The 13847-nt window shown below is 45.1% G+C and carries 15 protein-coding genes, 1 other RNA gene and 1 pseudogene; 6 read left to right on the top strand and 11 right to left on the bottom strand.

What is annotated here, in order from left to right; genetic code table 11:
- From ACOTXL_RS22420 to ACOTXL_RS22410, 3 genes are all read left to right on the top strand, one after another.
- The coding region (locus ACOTXL_RS22420; RefSeq protein ID WP_001401901.1) for an IS1 family transposase at window positions 1-80 on the top strand (80 nt) is incomplete at its 5' end.
- Between the two features lie 80 nt (window positions 81-160).
- Complete coding sequence (locus ACOTXL_RS22415; protein ID WP_058999038.1) at window positions 161-967, top strand: hypothetical protein; 807 nt, start codon at window positions 161-163, stop codon at window positions 965-967.
- Window positions 968-983: 16 nt separating this feature from the next.
- Window positions 984-1193 carry a hypothetical protein gene (locus ACOTXL_RS22410; protein ID WP_045351108.1) on the top strand — a complete coding sequence of 70 codons (210 nt, stop codon included), beginning with the start codon at window positions 984-986 and terminating at the stop codon, window positions 1191-1193.
- A 266-nt stretch (window positions 1194-1459) separates the two neighbouring features.
- Here the strand turns inward: ACOTXL_RS22410 and ACOTXL_RS22405 are convergent.
- From ACOTXL_RS22405 to smpB, 7 genes and pseudogenes are all read right to left on the bottom strand, one after another.
- Window positions 1460-1687 (bottom strand): annotated as a pseudogene (locus ACOTXL_RS22405) (integrase); the annotation flags it as partial.
- A gap of 109 nt (window positions 1688-1796) precedes the next feature.
- Entirely contained in the window at window positions 1797-2693 is an 897-nt protein-coding gene (locus tag ACOTXL_RS22400; protein WP_045351109.1) for a ParB/RepB/Spo0J family partition protein, read from the bottom strand.
- Window positions 2690-3586, bottom strand: coding sequence for a ParB/RepB/Spo0J family partition protein (locus tag ACOTXL_RS22395; protein WP_045351110.1), 897 nt, complete (start codon window positions 3584-3586; stop codon window positions 2690-2692). Before ACOTXL_RS22395 ends, ACOTXL_RS22400 begins: the two co-directional genes overlap by 4 nt.
- Complete coding sequence (locus ACOTXL_RS22390) at window positions 3576-5132, bottom strand: recombinase family protein (protein WP_045351111.1); 1557 nt, start codon at window positions 5130-5132, stop codon at window positions 3576-3578. Before ACOTXL_RS22390 ends, ACOTXL_RS22395 begins: the two co-directional genes overlap by 11 nt.
- A gap of 282 nt (window positions 5133-5414) precedes the next feature.
- Window positions 5415-6644, bottom strand: a complete 1230-nt coding sequence (locus ACOTXL_RS22385; RefSeq protein ID WP_045351112.1) for an integrase domain-containing protein — start codon at window positions 6642-6644, stop codon at window positions 5415-5417.
- A gap of 164 nt (window positions 6645-6808) precedes the next feature.
- Window positions 6809-7172, bottom strand: a transfer-messenger RNA (tmRNA) gene (ssrA, locus tag ACOTXL_RS22380).
- A gap of 89 nt (window positions 7173-7261) precedes the next feature.
- Window positions 7262-7744: an SsrA-binding protein SmpB gene (smpB, locus tag ACOTXL_RS22375; protein ID WP_003863115.1), complete on the bottom strand. Its 483-nt coding sequence runs from the start codon at window positions 7742-7744 to the stop codon at window positions 7262-7264.
- A 156-nt stretch (window positions 7745-7900) separates the two neighbouring features.
- Here smpB and ACOTXL_RS22370 point away from each other — a divergent pair, with 156 nt between their 5' ends.
- Both ACOTXL_RS22370 and ACOTXL_RS22365 read left to right on the top strand, forming a co-directional pair.
- A complete protein-coding gene (locus ACOTXL_RS22370; protein WP_003863117.1) occupies window positions 7901-8338 on the top strand; it encodes a type II toxin-antitoxin system RatA family toxin in 438 nt (145 codons plus the stop codon).
- A complete protein-coding gene (locus tag ACOTXL_RS22365; RefSeq protein WP_003863119.1) occupies window positions 8328-8615 on the top strand; it encodes an RnfH family protein in 288 nt (95 codons plus the stop codon). The genes ACOTXL_RS22370 and ACOTXL_RS22365 overlap by 11 nt, the downstream gene beginning before the upstream one ends.
- A 61-nt stretch (window positions 8616-8676) precedes the next feature.
- Here the strand turns inward: ACOTXL_RS22365 and bamE are convergent, their stop codons facing one another.
- From bamE to nadK, 3 genes are all read right to left on the bottom strand, one after another.
- Window positions 8677-9015 carry an outer membrane protein assembly factor BamE gene (gene bamE, locus ACOTXL_RS22360; RefSeq protein WP_003863121.1) on the bottom strand — a complete coding sequence of 113 codons (339 nt, stop codon included), beginning with the start codon at window positions 9013-9015 and terminating at the stop codon, window positions 8677-8679.
- A 138-nt stretch (window positions 9016-9153) separates the two neighbouring features.
- Window positions 9154-10815 (bottom strand): DNA repair protein RecN, encoded by a 1662-nt coding sequence (recN, locus tag ACOTXL_RS22355; RefSeq protein ID WP_045351113.1) that lies wholly within the window; start codon window positions 10813-10815, stop codon window positions 9154-9156.
- An 85-nt stretch (window positions 10816-10900) separates the two neighbouring features.
- A complete protein-coding gene (nadK, locus tag ACOTXL_RS22350; RefSeq protein WP_003863124.1) occupies window positions 10901-11779 on the bottom strand; it encodes an NAD(+) kinase in 879 nt (292 codons plus the stop codon).
- Window positions 11780-11901: 122 nt separating this feature from the next.
- Here nadK and grpE point away from each other — a divergent pair, with 122 nt between their 5' ends.
- Complete coding sequence (grpE, locus tag ACOTXL_RS22345; RefSeq protein ID WP_003863126.1) at window positions 11902-12495, top strand: nucleotide exchange factor GrpE; 594 nt, start codon at window positions 11902-11904, stop codon at window positions 12493-12495.
- Window positions 12496-12547: 52 nt separating this feature from the next.
- Here grpE and ACOTXL_RS22340 read toward each other — a convergent pair whose 3' ends face one another.
- Window positions 12548-13834 (bottom strand): HlyC/CorC family transporter, encoded by a 1287-nt coding sequence (locus ACOTXL_RS22340; protein WP_026094274.1) that lies wholly within the window; start codon window positions 13832-13834, stop codon window positions 12548-12550.
- Window positions 13835-13847 lie beyond the last annotated feature (13 nt).

Raw genomic sequence — 13847 nt, 5'->3', positions numbered from 1 at the left:
AGTCACTGTCGTTCTCAAAATCGGTGGAGCTGCATGACAAGGTCATCGGGCATTATCTGAACATAAAACACTATCAGTAAGTTGGAGTCATTACCTAGTTACCGATACCGTTGAGGGTAAAAACTTACGAGGCTATAATTTTTATAAACATCTAAAAAATATGGTATATGCAGCATTAGATGCAAGTAATAATATTATTTCAAATGTTGCTGAGGGTATCGCTGTTCCTATTAAAATTAGTGGCGACATTAATACACTTGATTTAAATATAAAATCATCAGATCTTGAAGGGCTATATTATAGCGGATTTCATGAAGCTAGAGAATTTTTCGACTCGCATAAATTAACATATTTATATAAGAACACTTTGACTAAGAATGATGTAGGTATGCTTTTATATGGAAGAGCTGAAACATTACTTTATTATTTAGGTAGGGAGATTCCAGCGGCAGCCACGACTAAAATATGGCTTTATACTTCTATCAGTGCCACCGATCAGGAGATAATTTCAATAGGAAAATGGTCCCAGGGGGTCTTGAATGTACATAAAATATTAAATGTAATCGCTGATGATTTGAAACCTCCCATCCCTCATGCTTTTAATTACGTACACCAAAAAGATCATGTTTTTAGCTATAAAGGCAGAGATATACGACATTTGGATAATGATTGCCTTATATCATGGACTAGTAAGTCCAGGACAGTAACATGTACTAACAATAAAACTAGAATATGTTTTCCAATATATCAATATGAAACCAATGAAGTATTTGCGTTAATAAGCATCTCTATAAACTCAAAGTATACAGAATGCAGCTTAATTGAGGATAGAACGTTAAACTGTTCCAAGGACATCCTCCTTGACATTGACAAAAAATTTGCTATTATATTAGAGGAGTTTGGAGAAATAGTTAGAAGCTCCTTGTATGGGCAGCAACACAGGTTCATGCATTTTATTCGTAAATAGAATAGGAGGAGATAATATGTCGGCCAAATTCAAACGTACATTTATTATTGCTAATACTCAGCATCCAGACTCTCTTACTGATGAAAATTTTTTTACCAGGAAGGACGGTTTGATTGTTAGCAATGCTCGCAAAGCGTTGGAGCTGAAGCAATTCAAAAAATCTAGTCCAAAAACAAATCAGCTTATCCGTTTTTTAGCCGCAAATAAAGAAAAACAGACTATCTAAGCTTCAGCGGCTGTTGCACAATGAAAATATGTAACAGCCGTGTTTATTATATTTTACGAGGTATATACTTATATATTTTCTTTTTCGTTCTTTAATATACTTCCTGACATTATATAAAATTGGATTTCTAATGAGTGTCTCTAGGATGTACTCACGTCTGCGCCTATAAACCCTGCGTTCGCTTTTCTGATTTAAGATAGACTTTAAGTTTTTGTAGTTTAGAAAATGACGTTATGTGTATGTTTCTAAGATTTTTAGATATTTGCTTATAAATAAGCAATAGCTTTAATTTTTTGAGCAATGACATAATCACTCCACCATTGCATGAGAACCATTCGTTCTGCGAGATACTCTGCACGATTATAGGCTGCAATTATTTCATCTTTCTTCGAGTGGGCAAGGGCCGCTTCTAAGACACCAGACCTGAACTTACCAGATTCCTCTGTGGCCGTTCACGCAATAGATCTCATTTTGTTAACCATAAGTTCACCTCCTTAACCCGTTCGAATGATTACGGCTTATACTGCCTACTTATGCTAATATCTAAGAGAAACCTTTGTGATTGTGTAAGTATACTTCGGCTATATAAAACCATAACCATAACTACGACTGGCTGTTTTCAGCAGGAGTCTTATCATCTAAAGAATTTATTTTCGAAATTCTTTTTAACTCATTAAGATAATCAACCTCGTTTTCCAAGAACCAATGAAGAACTTTAGAGTTACCAAGTAATTTAATAATATATGACTGGATTATAACGAATTTCAACATATCTGAACCATACTCGGTTTGAAGCTTTTTTGTTTCTTCCGAAGTTGTTGCCATTTCCTGTTCCAGACGAAGTATGGTTTTTTTTATGTCCTTTTTATAGGGAGTGTTTTTCCCTTTATTTATTATCATCGATGCCGGTGTTGCATCCAAGATGCTCATTGCAAATTTTTTACTATAATTATCAAAATTAATCATTGTACCGACTGCTTCAATTTGACGAATTGGTTTCATTTTCCTCAAAACATCAAATGTAGCCTTAGGTATAGGTTTATCAGAAAGTTTCGCAATCACACTGGGATCTATACCGTTCATCACATTAGCTTTATCTTTTATAGCATCAATAGATATGCCCAAAGCAGCACTAAGTTTTTCAATTGAAACTTTTGCCAAGGACTTGATTATCATTCTATGTTCTTCAACTACATTTATATGATTGACTTGTTTGTTAGGAGTGAACGCATCATCTATGCTCGAAAGTATACATGGAGCTTTTTCTATGCCTAAATCTTTTAAAGCCTCAACCCTTAAATGGCCGTCGAGTATCTTAATGGCATCTTTATCTTTGTCATAGAACACTATTATTGGTTCAATAATACCTAAGCTTTCAATTGAGGTAACTATTTGATGATATTTATGACTTAGCTTTACATTTTCTAACAATTCCTTAGAGGGAATTAACTTGTTAGTTTCTAAATAAATAAAATTGTCGCCAAAACGTATCTGAATCATTTTGATGCCTCTTTGTTTATTGGATTGAGGATCTGAGATGGCAGTTCTGATAGATTCTCTTGTTCAAGTAAATTTTGAAAGCTTTTATTCATCATTATGATGTTAAAAATCTCATTTACTATCAGTAAATTAGTTTTTATAAATTTAGAGTTGTTATAAACAGATTTATGTTCAGCGATACTATTTTCATAAAGCCCAATTAACTCCTCAGCAGTCATTCTTTTTGATGGTTTGTGATAATAAAACCCGGCTGCTTTTGCACCTTTATTCCCAATTGTTCGCTGATTTAGAATGTGTTTTATCTTTATAATGTCCCGGCTTTTAATTAATTTTTTATCATATGCTTCGGTAAGAATATCTTGAGCTTCTTCAGTTTCACATCTTGCAAATTGCACTGCAAGATATAGAGGCAAATTCCCCCGTTCGACTGCAGAGAGAAGTTTATGCTCTCCCTTATCAAGAAGCATATTTATACTGCTCACCCAGTTCGATGAATACCCAGTAATCTCACTTATTTCGGAGTCTGAAAGTCCTCTGATTTTCATATCTTTTATTACCTGTAATAACTCATTGGAACGTGGTCTCCTCCTTGCAATGTTTTCAACTAAACTCATAACGTAAGCATCTTCTTCTGATACATCTCTTATAATTGCTGGAATAATGGTTTCACCTAATGCAACGAGAGCCTCTATTCTCCCTTGACCACAAATTAAAGCATATTTGAAATCGTCTTCATCAATCGCTCTCACGCTTATAGGCTTGCTTAATCCTCTTTTTTTTATGCTTTCCTTAATTTCTTCATGCACTACCTTATTTCTAGTTCGTGGGTTAAGGAATTTTATTTTTGCAATCTCAATTTGTATTATTGGGAATTCATTTGTTTCAGGCAGCATATAGTTCCCTCACTTTCATGCGAGTAATAATTTGTAGAAGTTTATCCAGATTATCAAATCTATAGAGATCTAATCGAATGTTGTTTGTTTCCGTCATGCACATTTTACTATATTCGTTTTCTATCTTTGGTATGATATAAAAATCAAGAGGCGAAATATTTTGTGAATCCATTCGTATAACAATTGTTATGTCTGCTTTCTGTGAGTTATCAAACCGGACCTTCCATCTAAGTTTACCTGATTTCATATGTATGCATTTAGTAATAATGACGGAAATTAAAAGCTCATCATTGATGTAAAGCATTGGGGCATATTTATATTCGTCTATATAGCAGTTACTTTTTAAAATCCTCCCCTTAAAATCCTCAATTATACCTGAGTAAAATGATCTTAGTGCTTCATTTATTTGGAGATAACTGTAATCATGTTCTGGCTTATAACCAATCAAAGTATATGCTCTTAAAAGACCACCAAATCGGGTTCTGTAAACAGAAGATGAAGGGCCTGTATCATCTTCATCAATGATAAATCCTGATAGTTTTCCATTAGATTCCAATTTTTGTTTTAGCTTTTCTAAAAGCTCTTCATTAGTCAAATGTATGGATCGGAGCTGAATTATATCTTGAGCTTTATTATATTTTTTCTTTGAAATAATGGGTTTATATGCTTTGTCACATCTAACCCATTCATGTTTGGGGTTTTTTACAAGTCTACTTTTTAGTTTAGATGAGGTTTTGTTATATATGTTGTTTCCAATATATTTTTCATTTGTCAAGATTTGATGTATTTTTGCACGAGTCCATAATGTTCCATTTTCTGCAGGTATATTCTGTTCATTTAATCTCTCAGCAATAATGAATTCTGGTACGTTATAATCTATAAAGAGATCATAGATTCTATTTACAATTTTTATCTCATTTTTGGGGCCCGGAATTAATATTACTCTATCTGTTTGAATACTCTTTCTTTTGCGGAAACTCAATATTTCTTTAGCTATGCCATTTTCATCTACTAAAAGACGTCTCAGCCCATAACCAGCCATGCCGCCTTGATGATAACCAAGCTTTATTAAATTTACTTGTCCTATAAATACCTTTTCTGATAAATTCCTGCTGTGATATGCAGCACTAGATCTTTTTATATTCAATATTACAGAAGACTCTAAAGGGAAATCTTTAGTGGGTATAGGTTCAGAACAGTATATAAGGTCTACACCGTTTCTCTCAAATAGAAAGGAATAATATGCAGCTTCATCACTGTTTTGAAAACGACCAAAACGGCTCACATCATAAAATAATACAGCCTGTATATCTATTTTCTTTTGTTCTACATCACTAAGTAACTGCTGCAAAGAATGCCTGCCTACGATACTGACTCCGCTCTTACCTGCATCATCGTAGGTATAAGCGATTTCCATATTGTTCTTTTCAGCATAATCTTTGATGTATTCGGACTGATTATGTAAAGAATATTGCTGATGGTCGGTAGACATCCTCAAGTACTGTGCGACTCTAACTTTATGATTTTTATCATTTTCGCTAGCCATGCACGAAACCTCATGGATGATTCAATACAATGTAGAGGATAAAATTGATCAATTTTTAACCAAATTCAACTCTTTTATCATCGATTAGAGCGAATTTGGTAAATCTTCGAGGTGTATGATTATCGAGAAGAGATGTGAATTATTTAGCTGATATGACCTACAGCTTTCGTTATGTGGACTCAAGGTCCCCATTTGTAAATGGCTATGCTTAGTCCACATAGGTTAATGGTGTGATTATTAATTCTTTAACTAAATCAAGATAGTTAACCCATCATGGGAGATTTATGCGGCAATAACTTTGCATTTTTGAGACGAAACATAGTCACTCCACCATTGCATGAGAACCACCCGTTCAGTGAGATACTCTGCACGATTGTAGGCTGCAATTATTTCATCTTTCTTCGAGTGGGCAAGGGCGGCTTCTAAGACATCAGTTCTAAACTTGCCAGACTCCTCAGCAGCCGTTCTAGCAATGGATCGCATACCGTGAGCTACAAGCTCACCTCCGAAGCCCATACGGATTATGGCCGCATTGGCTGTTTGTTCATGCATGTGATTGAGTGGAGCTTTGATACTGGGGAAAACCCACTCTCTACGCCCGCTGATGGCTTTCATTGAATCCAAGACTCGCAAAGCTTCTTTACTTAGTGGAACTTTGTGAGGCTTCTTCATTTTCATGAACTCCGCCGGGATGTTCCACATTGAGTTGTCAGTATCTATATCGGCCCATCTGGTGCGAACAGCCTCACCAGGACGAACCCAAGTTAGTAACTGCCATTCAATCAGCAATCGTGTCTCCATACGGACTGAGGCGTTGTTTAACACTGTAAGGAAGCGGGGGAGTTCGGTTGGGGGCAGGGCTGGCATGTTCTGTTTCTTCGGCTTACTAAATCTCTGGGCAAGATTGTCAGCCGGATTGAATTCTATGAGTTCTTCTGTTGCTGCATAGCGGAAAATTTCATTCAGGCGGGATATGATGCGGCGAAGTGTTTCAAGGACACCTCGTTTTTCTATGGGGTCTAAATGCTGTTTAAGCATTTTAGGGCGAATCTCCTTAATGGGGGTATCACCCAACGTTGGAAAGATATTTCTTTCTAGGCTTCGCCAGATGTCGTTAGCATGATCCTGGGAGATGCCTGACGTTTTGACTTTCTCATCAAGCCACTTCTTGGCTACTGCTTGAAATGTATGTTCCGTTGCATCTTTTAGGGCATTGGCTTTCTGGGTGTTATGAACTTGTGGGTCTATACCATTTGCAAGCAACGACAAGTATTCATCACGTAAAGCTCGTGCCTTAGCAAGTGTAAGATGAGGATAGGTTCCTAAGCTCACCTTAGTTCGCTTTTTGGTCACAGGCACTGCATATCTGAAATACCAATTTTTCTTCCCTCCCTTCGCCAGGGGAGCGATTCGCAGGAGCAAACCATCGCCGTCAAAAAGGTTAACCTCTTTCTCGGCAGGTTTGGTGCTTTTGATTTCAGTGTCAGTGAGCTTCTTAGCGATTTTTGCCATTTGGGACCCTCGATTTTTGGACCCTTCTTAGTGGGTCCTATTCAGGGTGCCATAACTCGTAGTTCTCAGCAATTCTCACTGGACGACAATAGACGTAAAAAAGCCCGCAGAGCTTGTGCTGTGCGGGCTTAGTAGACTTCATTGTACTTCAAACAACTAAAAAGTGGTGGAGCTGGCGGGAGTTGAACCCGCGTCCGAAATTTCTACATCCTCGGTACTACATGCTTAGTTTGTCTTTACATTCGCACGCCAGCTGCGGACAGACACGCCACTAACGAACTAGCCTGATTAGTTTTAACGCTTCAACCCCAGGCAGGGTTTCCACGCGATCTCTTTTGGGTTTGACCTCTCTTTGATCCCCGTCTTAAGAGCGGAAGCTAGGGAGAGAGGGCTCTTAGCAGGTTATTAAGCTGCTAAAGCGTAGTTTTCGTCGTTTGCGACTATTTTTTTGCGGCTTTTAACGAGGCAAACCGCCCCTCGGCATGCACCTTGGGTTTCGCAAATCCCGTCGAATCCAGAATCAGCCCCAATAGTTTTGAACTCAGTATACCAGATTTTACTTCCTCGACACCAGCCCGAAACGCTAACTTATTGAATAGTACAATAAGCGCGCAGAATCAACGTCCTGCGTTTTTCATGATACGTGCTTTGTCGAGCTGCCACTCGCGTGCTTTCAAATCAGTACGCTTGTCGTGTTGTTTCTTACCTTTCGCCACACCGATTTTCACTTTGCACCAGGCGTTTTTCCAGTACAAAGAGAGTGCCACCACGGTGAAGCCTTCACGGTTGATGCGTCCGTAGAGGGATTCCAGTTCGCGCTTGTTCAGCAGCAGCTTACGGGTGCGGGTTGGATCGCAGACGTAATGTGAAGAGGCGACGGTCAGCGGCGTAAAGTTCGCGCCGAACAGGAAGGCCTCACCGTCTTTCAGGATCACGTAGCTGTCGCCGATGTTGGCTTTCCCGGCACGCAGCGATTTTACTTCCCAGCCCTGCAACGCAAGGCCAGCCTCGAATTCTTCTTCGATGAAATACTCGTGGCGAGCACGCTTGTTAAGCGCAATGGTCGCCGAACCAGGTTTATGTGCTTTTTTCTTCGTCATAAGTGTCGTAAAGCCGTCGGTAATCTGATTTTAAAAAGTCACCTCATTGCGTCCTGTGAGGTCTAACGCGCTATATTAGCACGAGATAAGGCTTAGCGTTTTTTTAACAGGTGATAAATGTTATTATTTGTCTGTTGTGTGACCATGGAAAATGCTATGCCTCAGATTAGCCGTACTGCGCTTGTTCCCTACAGCGCGGAACAAATGTATCAGTTAGTGAACGACGTTCAGTCCTATCCGGAATTTATTCCAGGATGCACCGGTAGCCGGGTGCTGGAATCCGGCCCGACGCAGATGACTGCGGCCGTGGATGTCTCCAAAGCGGGGATCAGCAAAACGTTCACCACGCGCAATACCCTGACGAGCAATCAGAGTATTTTGATGCATCTGGTGGATGGTCCGTTTAAAAAACTGATGGGAGGGTGGAAGTTTACGCCACTGAGCGCTGACGCCTGCCGCATTGAGTTTCATCTGGATTTTGAATTTACCAATAAGCTGATCGAACTGGCGTTTGGCCGAATCTTTAAAGAACTGGCCTCGAATATGGTTCAGGCGTTCACCACGCGCGCCAAAGAGGTTTACAGTGTCGCATAAGATTGCTGTTGAGGTGGTGTATGCGCTGCCGGAGAAGCAGTATTTGCAGCGCGTGACGCTTGAAGAGGGCGCCACCGTTGAGGCGGCTATCCGGGCCTCCGGCATCCTTGAACTTCGCCGTGATATTGACCTGGCGAAGAATAAAGTCGGCATTTATAGCCGTCCGGTTAAGCTCGGTGATGTGCTGAAAGAGGGCGACAGGGTTGAAATCTATCGTCCGCTGATTGCCGACCCGAAAGAGTTGCGCCGTCAGCGAGCAGAGAAATCCGGTAAGTAGCCAAATAAATGTACACAAAAAAGGTGCTCATTGAGCACCTTTTTGCGTTGCTGACGCCTGATTATTTGGTCAGGGCAGGCTTGTTGTCGATGTTGGTCAGCACGCCGGCACTGCTGAAGGTCAGCGTCAGGGTTTGCTGGGTTACATCTTCATGACCAGGCTGCTGGCGGAATACATAGAACCAGGTGTTTGTGCCGAAGGGATCGGACATCATCGGGGTTCCCAGGGCATAAGCGACCTGCTGTTGTGTCATACCCACGCGGATTTTGGACACATCGTTAGGGGTAAGGTAGTTCCCCTGGTTGATGTCAGGACGGTAAACCACTTTCTCCAGAGTGGAACAGCCTGCGGTCAACATCAGAAGAACCGCTGCGGCAGCGGTCAGCGTTTTACAGCGCATAGTGATTTGATTCCTTTTCGGGCCCGAGCAGTACGCGGCTCATATGTAATATGCCGATGATAATAGACCTTGCCCCACTTTGAAACCGGTCTGGCGGCGTTTTTGTTGTTCTGTATGACCCTGAGATCCCGAAAAAGTTTATGCCGCCAGCAGTTCTTTCGCATTCGCGAGGGTATTGCGAGTGACTTCACTGCCGCCGAGCAAGCGTGCCAGCTCCTGCAAGCGTGAGCGTTTATCCAGCGGCTTCATGTGCGTTTCCGTCATTTCACCATCGGTTTCCTTGCTGACGATAAAGTGGTGATGACCACATCCGGCGACCTGCGGCAGGTGAGTCACACACATGACTTGCGTCGATTCACCCAACTGACGCAGCAGTTTGCCGACAACGGCCGCGGTCGGGCCGCTGATACCCACATCCACTTCATCGAAAATCAACGCCGGGGTTTCCATTTTACGGGCGGTAATCACCTGAATGGCCAGGGCGATACGCGACAGTTCACCACCGGAAGCCACTTTCGAAATTGCCTGCAAAGGCTGGCCCGGGTTGGTGGTGACGCGGAATTCTACGCGGTCTGCGCCTTCCGCCGTCAGGTGATTCTCTTCAAAGCGAACATCTATGGTGAACACCCCATGCGGCATCGCCAGCGTATGCATGCTGTCGGTAATGTGCTGGCTAAGCTCCTGCGCATAGTGTTGCCGCACGTCGTGCAGCCGTTTCGCCGTTTCCAGCGCCTGCTGATGATGCAGATTAACCGCCAGAGACAAGGTTTCAAGGGAATCGGCCTGATCGTCCAACTGCTGCTGTTCCTCCAGCAGAGACTGATAGTAATTCGGCAGCTCTTCCGGGGTAACGTGATGCTTACGCGCCAGTGAAATCTGACGGGAGATGCGTTGCTCAAGCTCGAACAGACGGTTCGGATCGAGATCCAGACGTTCACAGTAGTGGCGCAGCTCATCCCCGGCTTCTGAAATCTGAATCGCGGCCTCTTCCAGCATTTCCAGTACGCCAGAAAGCTTATTGTCCATGCCGGCCAGTTCGGTCACAAGCTGACGCACGTTGTACAGCTGGCTCTGCAAATTCACGTCTTCGCCATCCGCCAGCATGTTAAGGGCAGTCTGGCTGGTGGAGAGCAGCTGACCGCTGTTGGCCAGACGCTTGTACTCTTCGTCGATTTGCTCAAATTCACCCGCCTGCGGGTTAAATTCGTTTAGCTCTTTCAGCTGATATTCCAGCAGCTCGGCGCGCGCGGTACGCTCCTGGCTTTGCTGCTGATGCTGCGCAAGTTCGCGGCAGCTTTGATGCCACTGACGATAGTGCTCCGCCATGAGTTGAGTAAGCGCGTACTCACCTGCGTAGCCATCAAGCAGCGCTTTCTGTTGTTCGGGTTTGATTAACTGCTGGTGCGCATGCTGACCATGGATCTGGATGAGCAGCTGGCCCAGCTCGCGAAGCTGGGAGAGGGGAACCGCTGTACCATTGATAAAACCGCGGGAGCGGCCATCGCTGCTGATGACGCGGCGAAGTAAACACTCACGTCCGTCTTCGAGCTGGTTTGCTTCCAGCCAGCGCAGGGCGGCAGGTGTGTCTTTTAACGAGAAGCGGGCGCAGAGATCGGCACGGGCGGCGCCTGTGCGCACCATATCCCCCTCTGCACGACCACCGAGGCACAAGCCGAGGGCATCAATGGCAATGGATTTACCTGCACCGGTTTCACCGGTAATCGCCGTCATTCCGCTATGGAAGTCGATCTCAAGCTCACGAACAATGGCAAAGTTGCTGATGGTCAGTTGTGCCAGCATAATTGTTTTCCTGTATGAAAAACCATAACTGTGTTTGCATACAGTATAAACTGGTTTTATATACAGTAAAGTGCTGGATGCAAAATCAGAACAATTTTTTTGACCAGCCGAGCTTGGAGCTTAATGTGTTGAAATAGCTGTAATCTTTTGGGTGAATGAGGTTCAGGTGGTAATCGCAGCGGCGAATGAGGACATCTTCACCTTCCTGAATGGGGAGAGCAATCTGACTGTCGCAGCTGATCTCCAGATCGCTGCGGCGATGAGAAAAACGCAGGCGGATGGTGCTGTCGCCGTTGATCACCAGCGGACGCGCCGAGAGCGTATGCGGGAACATCGGCACCAGGGTAATGGCATCCAGCGATGGCGTAAGGATTGGACCTCCGGCTGAAAGCGAGTAGGCGGTGGACCCCGTCGGGGTTGAAATAATCAGCCCGTCAGACCGCTGCGAGAAAGCGAAGATTTCGTCGATATAGACTTCGAATTCGATCATGTGCGCCACTTTACCAGGGTGGAGAACCACCTCGTTAATGGCGGTGCTGATGCGCTTCTGGCAGTCCTGCTGGCAGACCTGGGCTTCCAGCAAAAACCGTTTTTCACTGATATAGTGGCCTTCCAGCACGTCCGCCAGCTGCTGCTGCGCATTGTCCGGGTCGAGGTCGGTAAGGAAACCGAGATTGCCACGGTTAACACCAATAACCTTAATATCATAGCGAGCCAGCGTTCGCGCCGCGCCCAGCATATTGCCGTCGCCACCGACCACCACGGCGAGATCCGCCTGCTGGCCAATTTCCGCCAGCGTGCCGGTTCTGACGCTTTTAAGCTGCAACTCCTGGGCAATCTGCTGCTCGACCATCACTTCATAGCCTTTACCACACAGCCAGCGATACAACATTTCATGTGTCGTCAATGCGGTAGGGTGACGCGGATGGCCGACGATCCCAATACACCTGAAATGATTATTCATTTTCTGGAGGTCCTTGTGCCTGATGAATGATGACAATCTGCCTTGTTCCCTTGAATCCAGGAAACTGATCCCCATAATAAGCGAAGTTAGCGAGATGAATGCAGAAAAACGCGGAGAAATTCATGAGTAGTAAAGAACAGAAAACGCCTGAGGGGCAAGCCCCTGAAGAAATTATCACGGAACAGCACGATGAAGTTGAGGCAGTAGAGCCAGACACGTCTGCTGAGCAGGTGGACCCGCGCGATGAAAAAATTGCCAACCTGGAAGCTCAGTTGGTAGAAGCGCAGAATCGCGAACGCGATGGCGTACTGCGTATCAAAGCGGAAATGGAAAACCTGCGCCGTCGTACCGAGCTGGACGTTGAAAAGGCGCACAAATTTGCGCTGGAGAAATTCGTCAACGAACTGCTTCCGGTGATCGACAGCCTGGATCGCGCGCTGGAAGTGGCGGATAAAGCTAACCCGGATAACGCGGCGATGATTGAAGGCATTGAGCTGACGCTGAAATCCATGCTGGATGTGGTGCGTAAGTTCGGTGTTGAAGTGATTGCCGATACGGATGTACCGCTGGATCCAAACGTTCACCAGGCCATTGCGATGGTGGAATCCGAAGACGTTGCCGCGGGTAACGTGCTGGGCGTGATGCAGAAAGGGTATACCCTGAACGGCCGTACTATTCGCGCTGCGATGGTGACCGTGGCGAAAGCGAAAGCGTAATTTGCCGACCCGTAGTGCCGGGTGGCGGCTTCGCCTCACCCGGCCTACAACATTACTCGGCGATACTTTCGCGTAAAGGTTTAACGGGCAGGACCTTAACCTGCTTAATCATGTTGTCCTGAACGTCCAGAATATCAATATCATACTGCTCAATACGCACGCGCGTGCCTGCCGCCGGGATCTCTTCCAGCGCTTCCAGGATCATTCCGTTCATCGTCCGCGCTTCGTCTTCCGGCAAATGCCAGTTGAACGCTTTATTGATTTCACGAATGTTGGCGCTGCCGTCGATAAGCACTGACCCGTCATTTTGCGGGGTGACTTCTTCCGCAAGGGAAGGCGACATCGAGGTGGTAAAGTCCCCGACAATCTCTTCCAGAATATCTTCGACCGTCACCAGCCCCTGTATATCGCCGTATTCATCCACCACCAGGCCGACTTTCTTCTTGTTGCGCTGGAACTTCACCAGCTGCGTGCTGAGTGGGGTGCCTTCCGGCACGTAGTAAATTTCGTCGGCGGCGCGCAGCATTACCTCTTTGGTGAACTCGTTTTTCTCGGTCATCAGACGATAGGCCTCGCGCACGCGCAGCATGCTGATGGCATCGTCGAGAGAATCGCGATAGAGGACGATACGCCCGTGCGGGGAGTGCGTCAGCTGGCGGACAATGGCCTTCCAGTCGTCGTTGATATCAATCCCGACGATTTCATTGCGCGGCACCATGATGTCGTCAACGCTGACCTTTTCCAGATCCAGCACCGACAGGAGCATGTCCTGATTGCGGCGGGAGATCTGCGAGCGGGATTCGTTCACGATGGTACGCAGTTCGTCTTTGCTGAGCGCGCTACTGATGGTGACGTCTGCCTTTATACCGACCATGCGCATCAGCACCCGTGTCACCATATTCAGCAGCCAGACCAGCGGCATCATCAGAATAAGCAGCGGTGCTAACAGGAAGCTGCTCGGGTAGGCGACTTTTTCCGGGTAAAGCGCCGCGATGGTTTTGGGCAACACTTCCGCAAACACCAGTACCACAAAAGTGAGCACACCTGTGGCAATCGCCACGCCTGCGTTGCCGTACAGACGCATCCCGACGATGGTGCCCAGTGCAGAGGCGAGAATATTGACCAGGTTGTTACCGATAAGCACCAGGCTAATCAGACGGTCCGGCTTACGCAGAAGCTTTTCGACACGACGCGCGGCACGGTTACCCTGCTTGGCGCGATGACGTAACCGGTAGCGGTTCAGCGTCATCATGCCGGTTTCAGAGCCAGAGAAATAAGCGGAGATGACCACCATGATGACCAGAATGACGATCAGCGTGGTGGTAGAGATGTGTTCCAGGGGGAACTCCTTT

The sequence above is a fragment of the Enterobacter cloacae complex sp. IR5402 genome, from assembly GCF_049238125.1.
In the GTDB taxonomy this organism is placed as follows: Bacteria; Pseudomonadota; Gammaproteobacteria; order Enterobacterales; family Enterobacteriaceae; genus Enterobacter; species Enterobacter hormaechei_C.
Note: the sequence above shows the minus strand (reverse complement) of the source record. Positions and strands in the feature narration are given on the sequence as shown.

Coding starts and splice junctions, on each gene's coding strand:
- ACOTXL_RS22415 (WP_058999038.1), top strand. CDS start 161: ATGGTATATGCAGCATTAGATGCAAGTAATAATATTATTTCAAATGTT.
- ACOTXL_RS22410 (WP_045351108.1), top strand. CDS start 984: ATGTCGGCCAAATTCAAACGTACATTTATTATTGCTAATACTCAGCAT.
- ACOTXL_RS22400 (WP_045351109.1), bottom strand. CDS start 2,693: ATGATTCAGATACGTTTTGGCGACAATTTTATTTATTTAGAAACTAAC.
- ACOTXL_RS22395 (WP_045351110.1), bottom strand. CDS start 3,586: ATGCTGCCTGAAACAAATGAATTCCCAATAATACAAATTGAGATTGCA.
- ACOTXL_RS22390 (WP_045351111.1), bottom strand. CDS start 5,132: ATGGCTAGCGAAAATGATAAAAATCATAAAGTTAGAGTCGCACAGTAC.
- ACOTXL_RS22385 (WP_045351112.1), bottom strand. CDS start 6,644: ATGGCAAAAATCGCTAAGAAGCTCACTGACACTGAAATCAAAAGCACC.
- smpB (WP_003863115.1), bottom strand. CDS start 7,744: ATGACGAAGAAAAAAGCACATAAACCTGGTTCGGCGACCATTGCGCTT.
- ACOTXL_RS22370 (WP_003863117.1), top strand. CDS start 7,901: ATGCCTCAGATTAGCCGTACTGCGCTTGTTCCCTACAGCGCGGAACAA.
- bamE (WP_003863121.1), bottom strand. CDS start 9,015: ATGCGCTGTAAAACGCTGACCGCTGCCGCAGCGGTTCTTCTGATGTTG.
- recN (WP_045351113.1), bottom strand. CDS start 10,815: ATGCTGGCACAACTGACCATCAGCAACTTTGCCATTGTTCGTGAGCTT.
- nadK (WP_003863124.1), bottom strand. CDS start 11,779: ATGAATAATCATTTCAGGTGTATTGGGATCGTCGGCCATCCGCGTCAC.
- grpE (WP_003863126.1), top strand. CDS start 11,902: ATGAGTAGTAAAGAACAGAAAACGCCTGAGGGGCAAGCCCCTGAAGAA.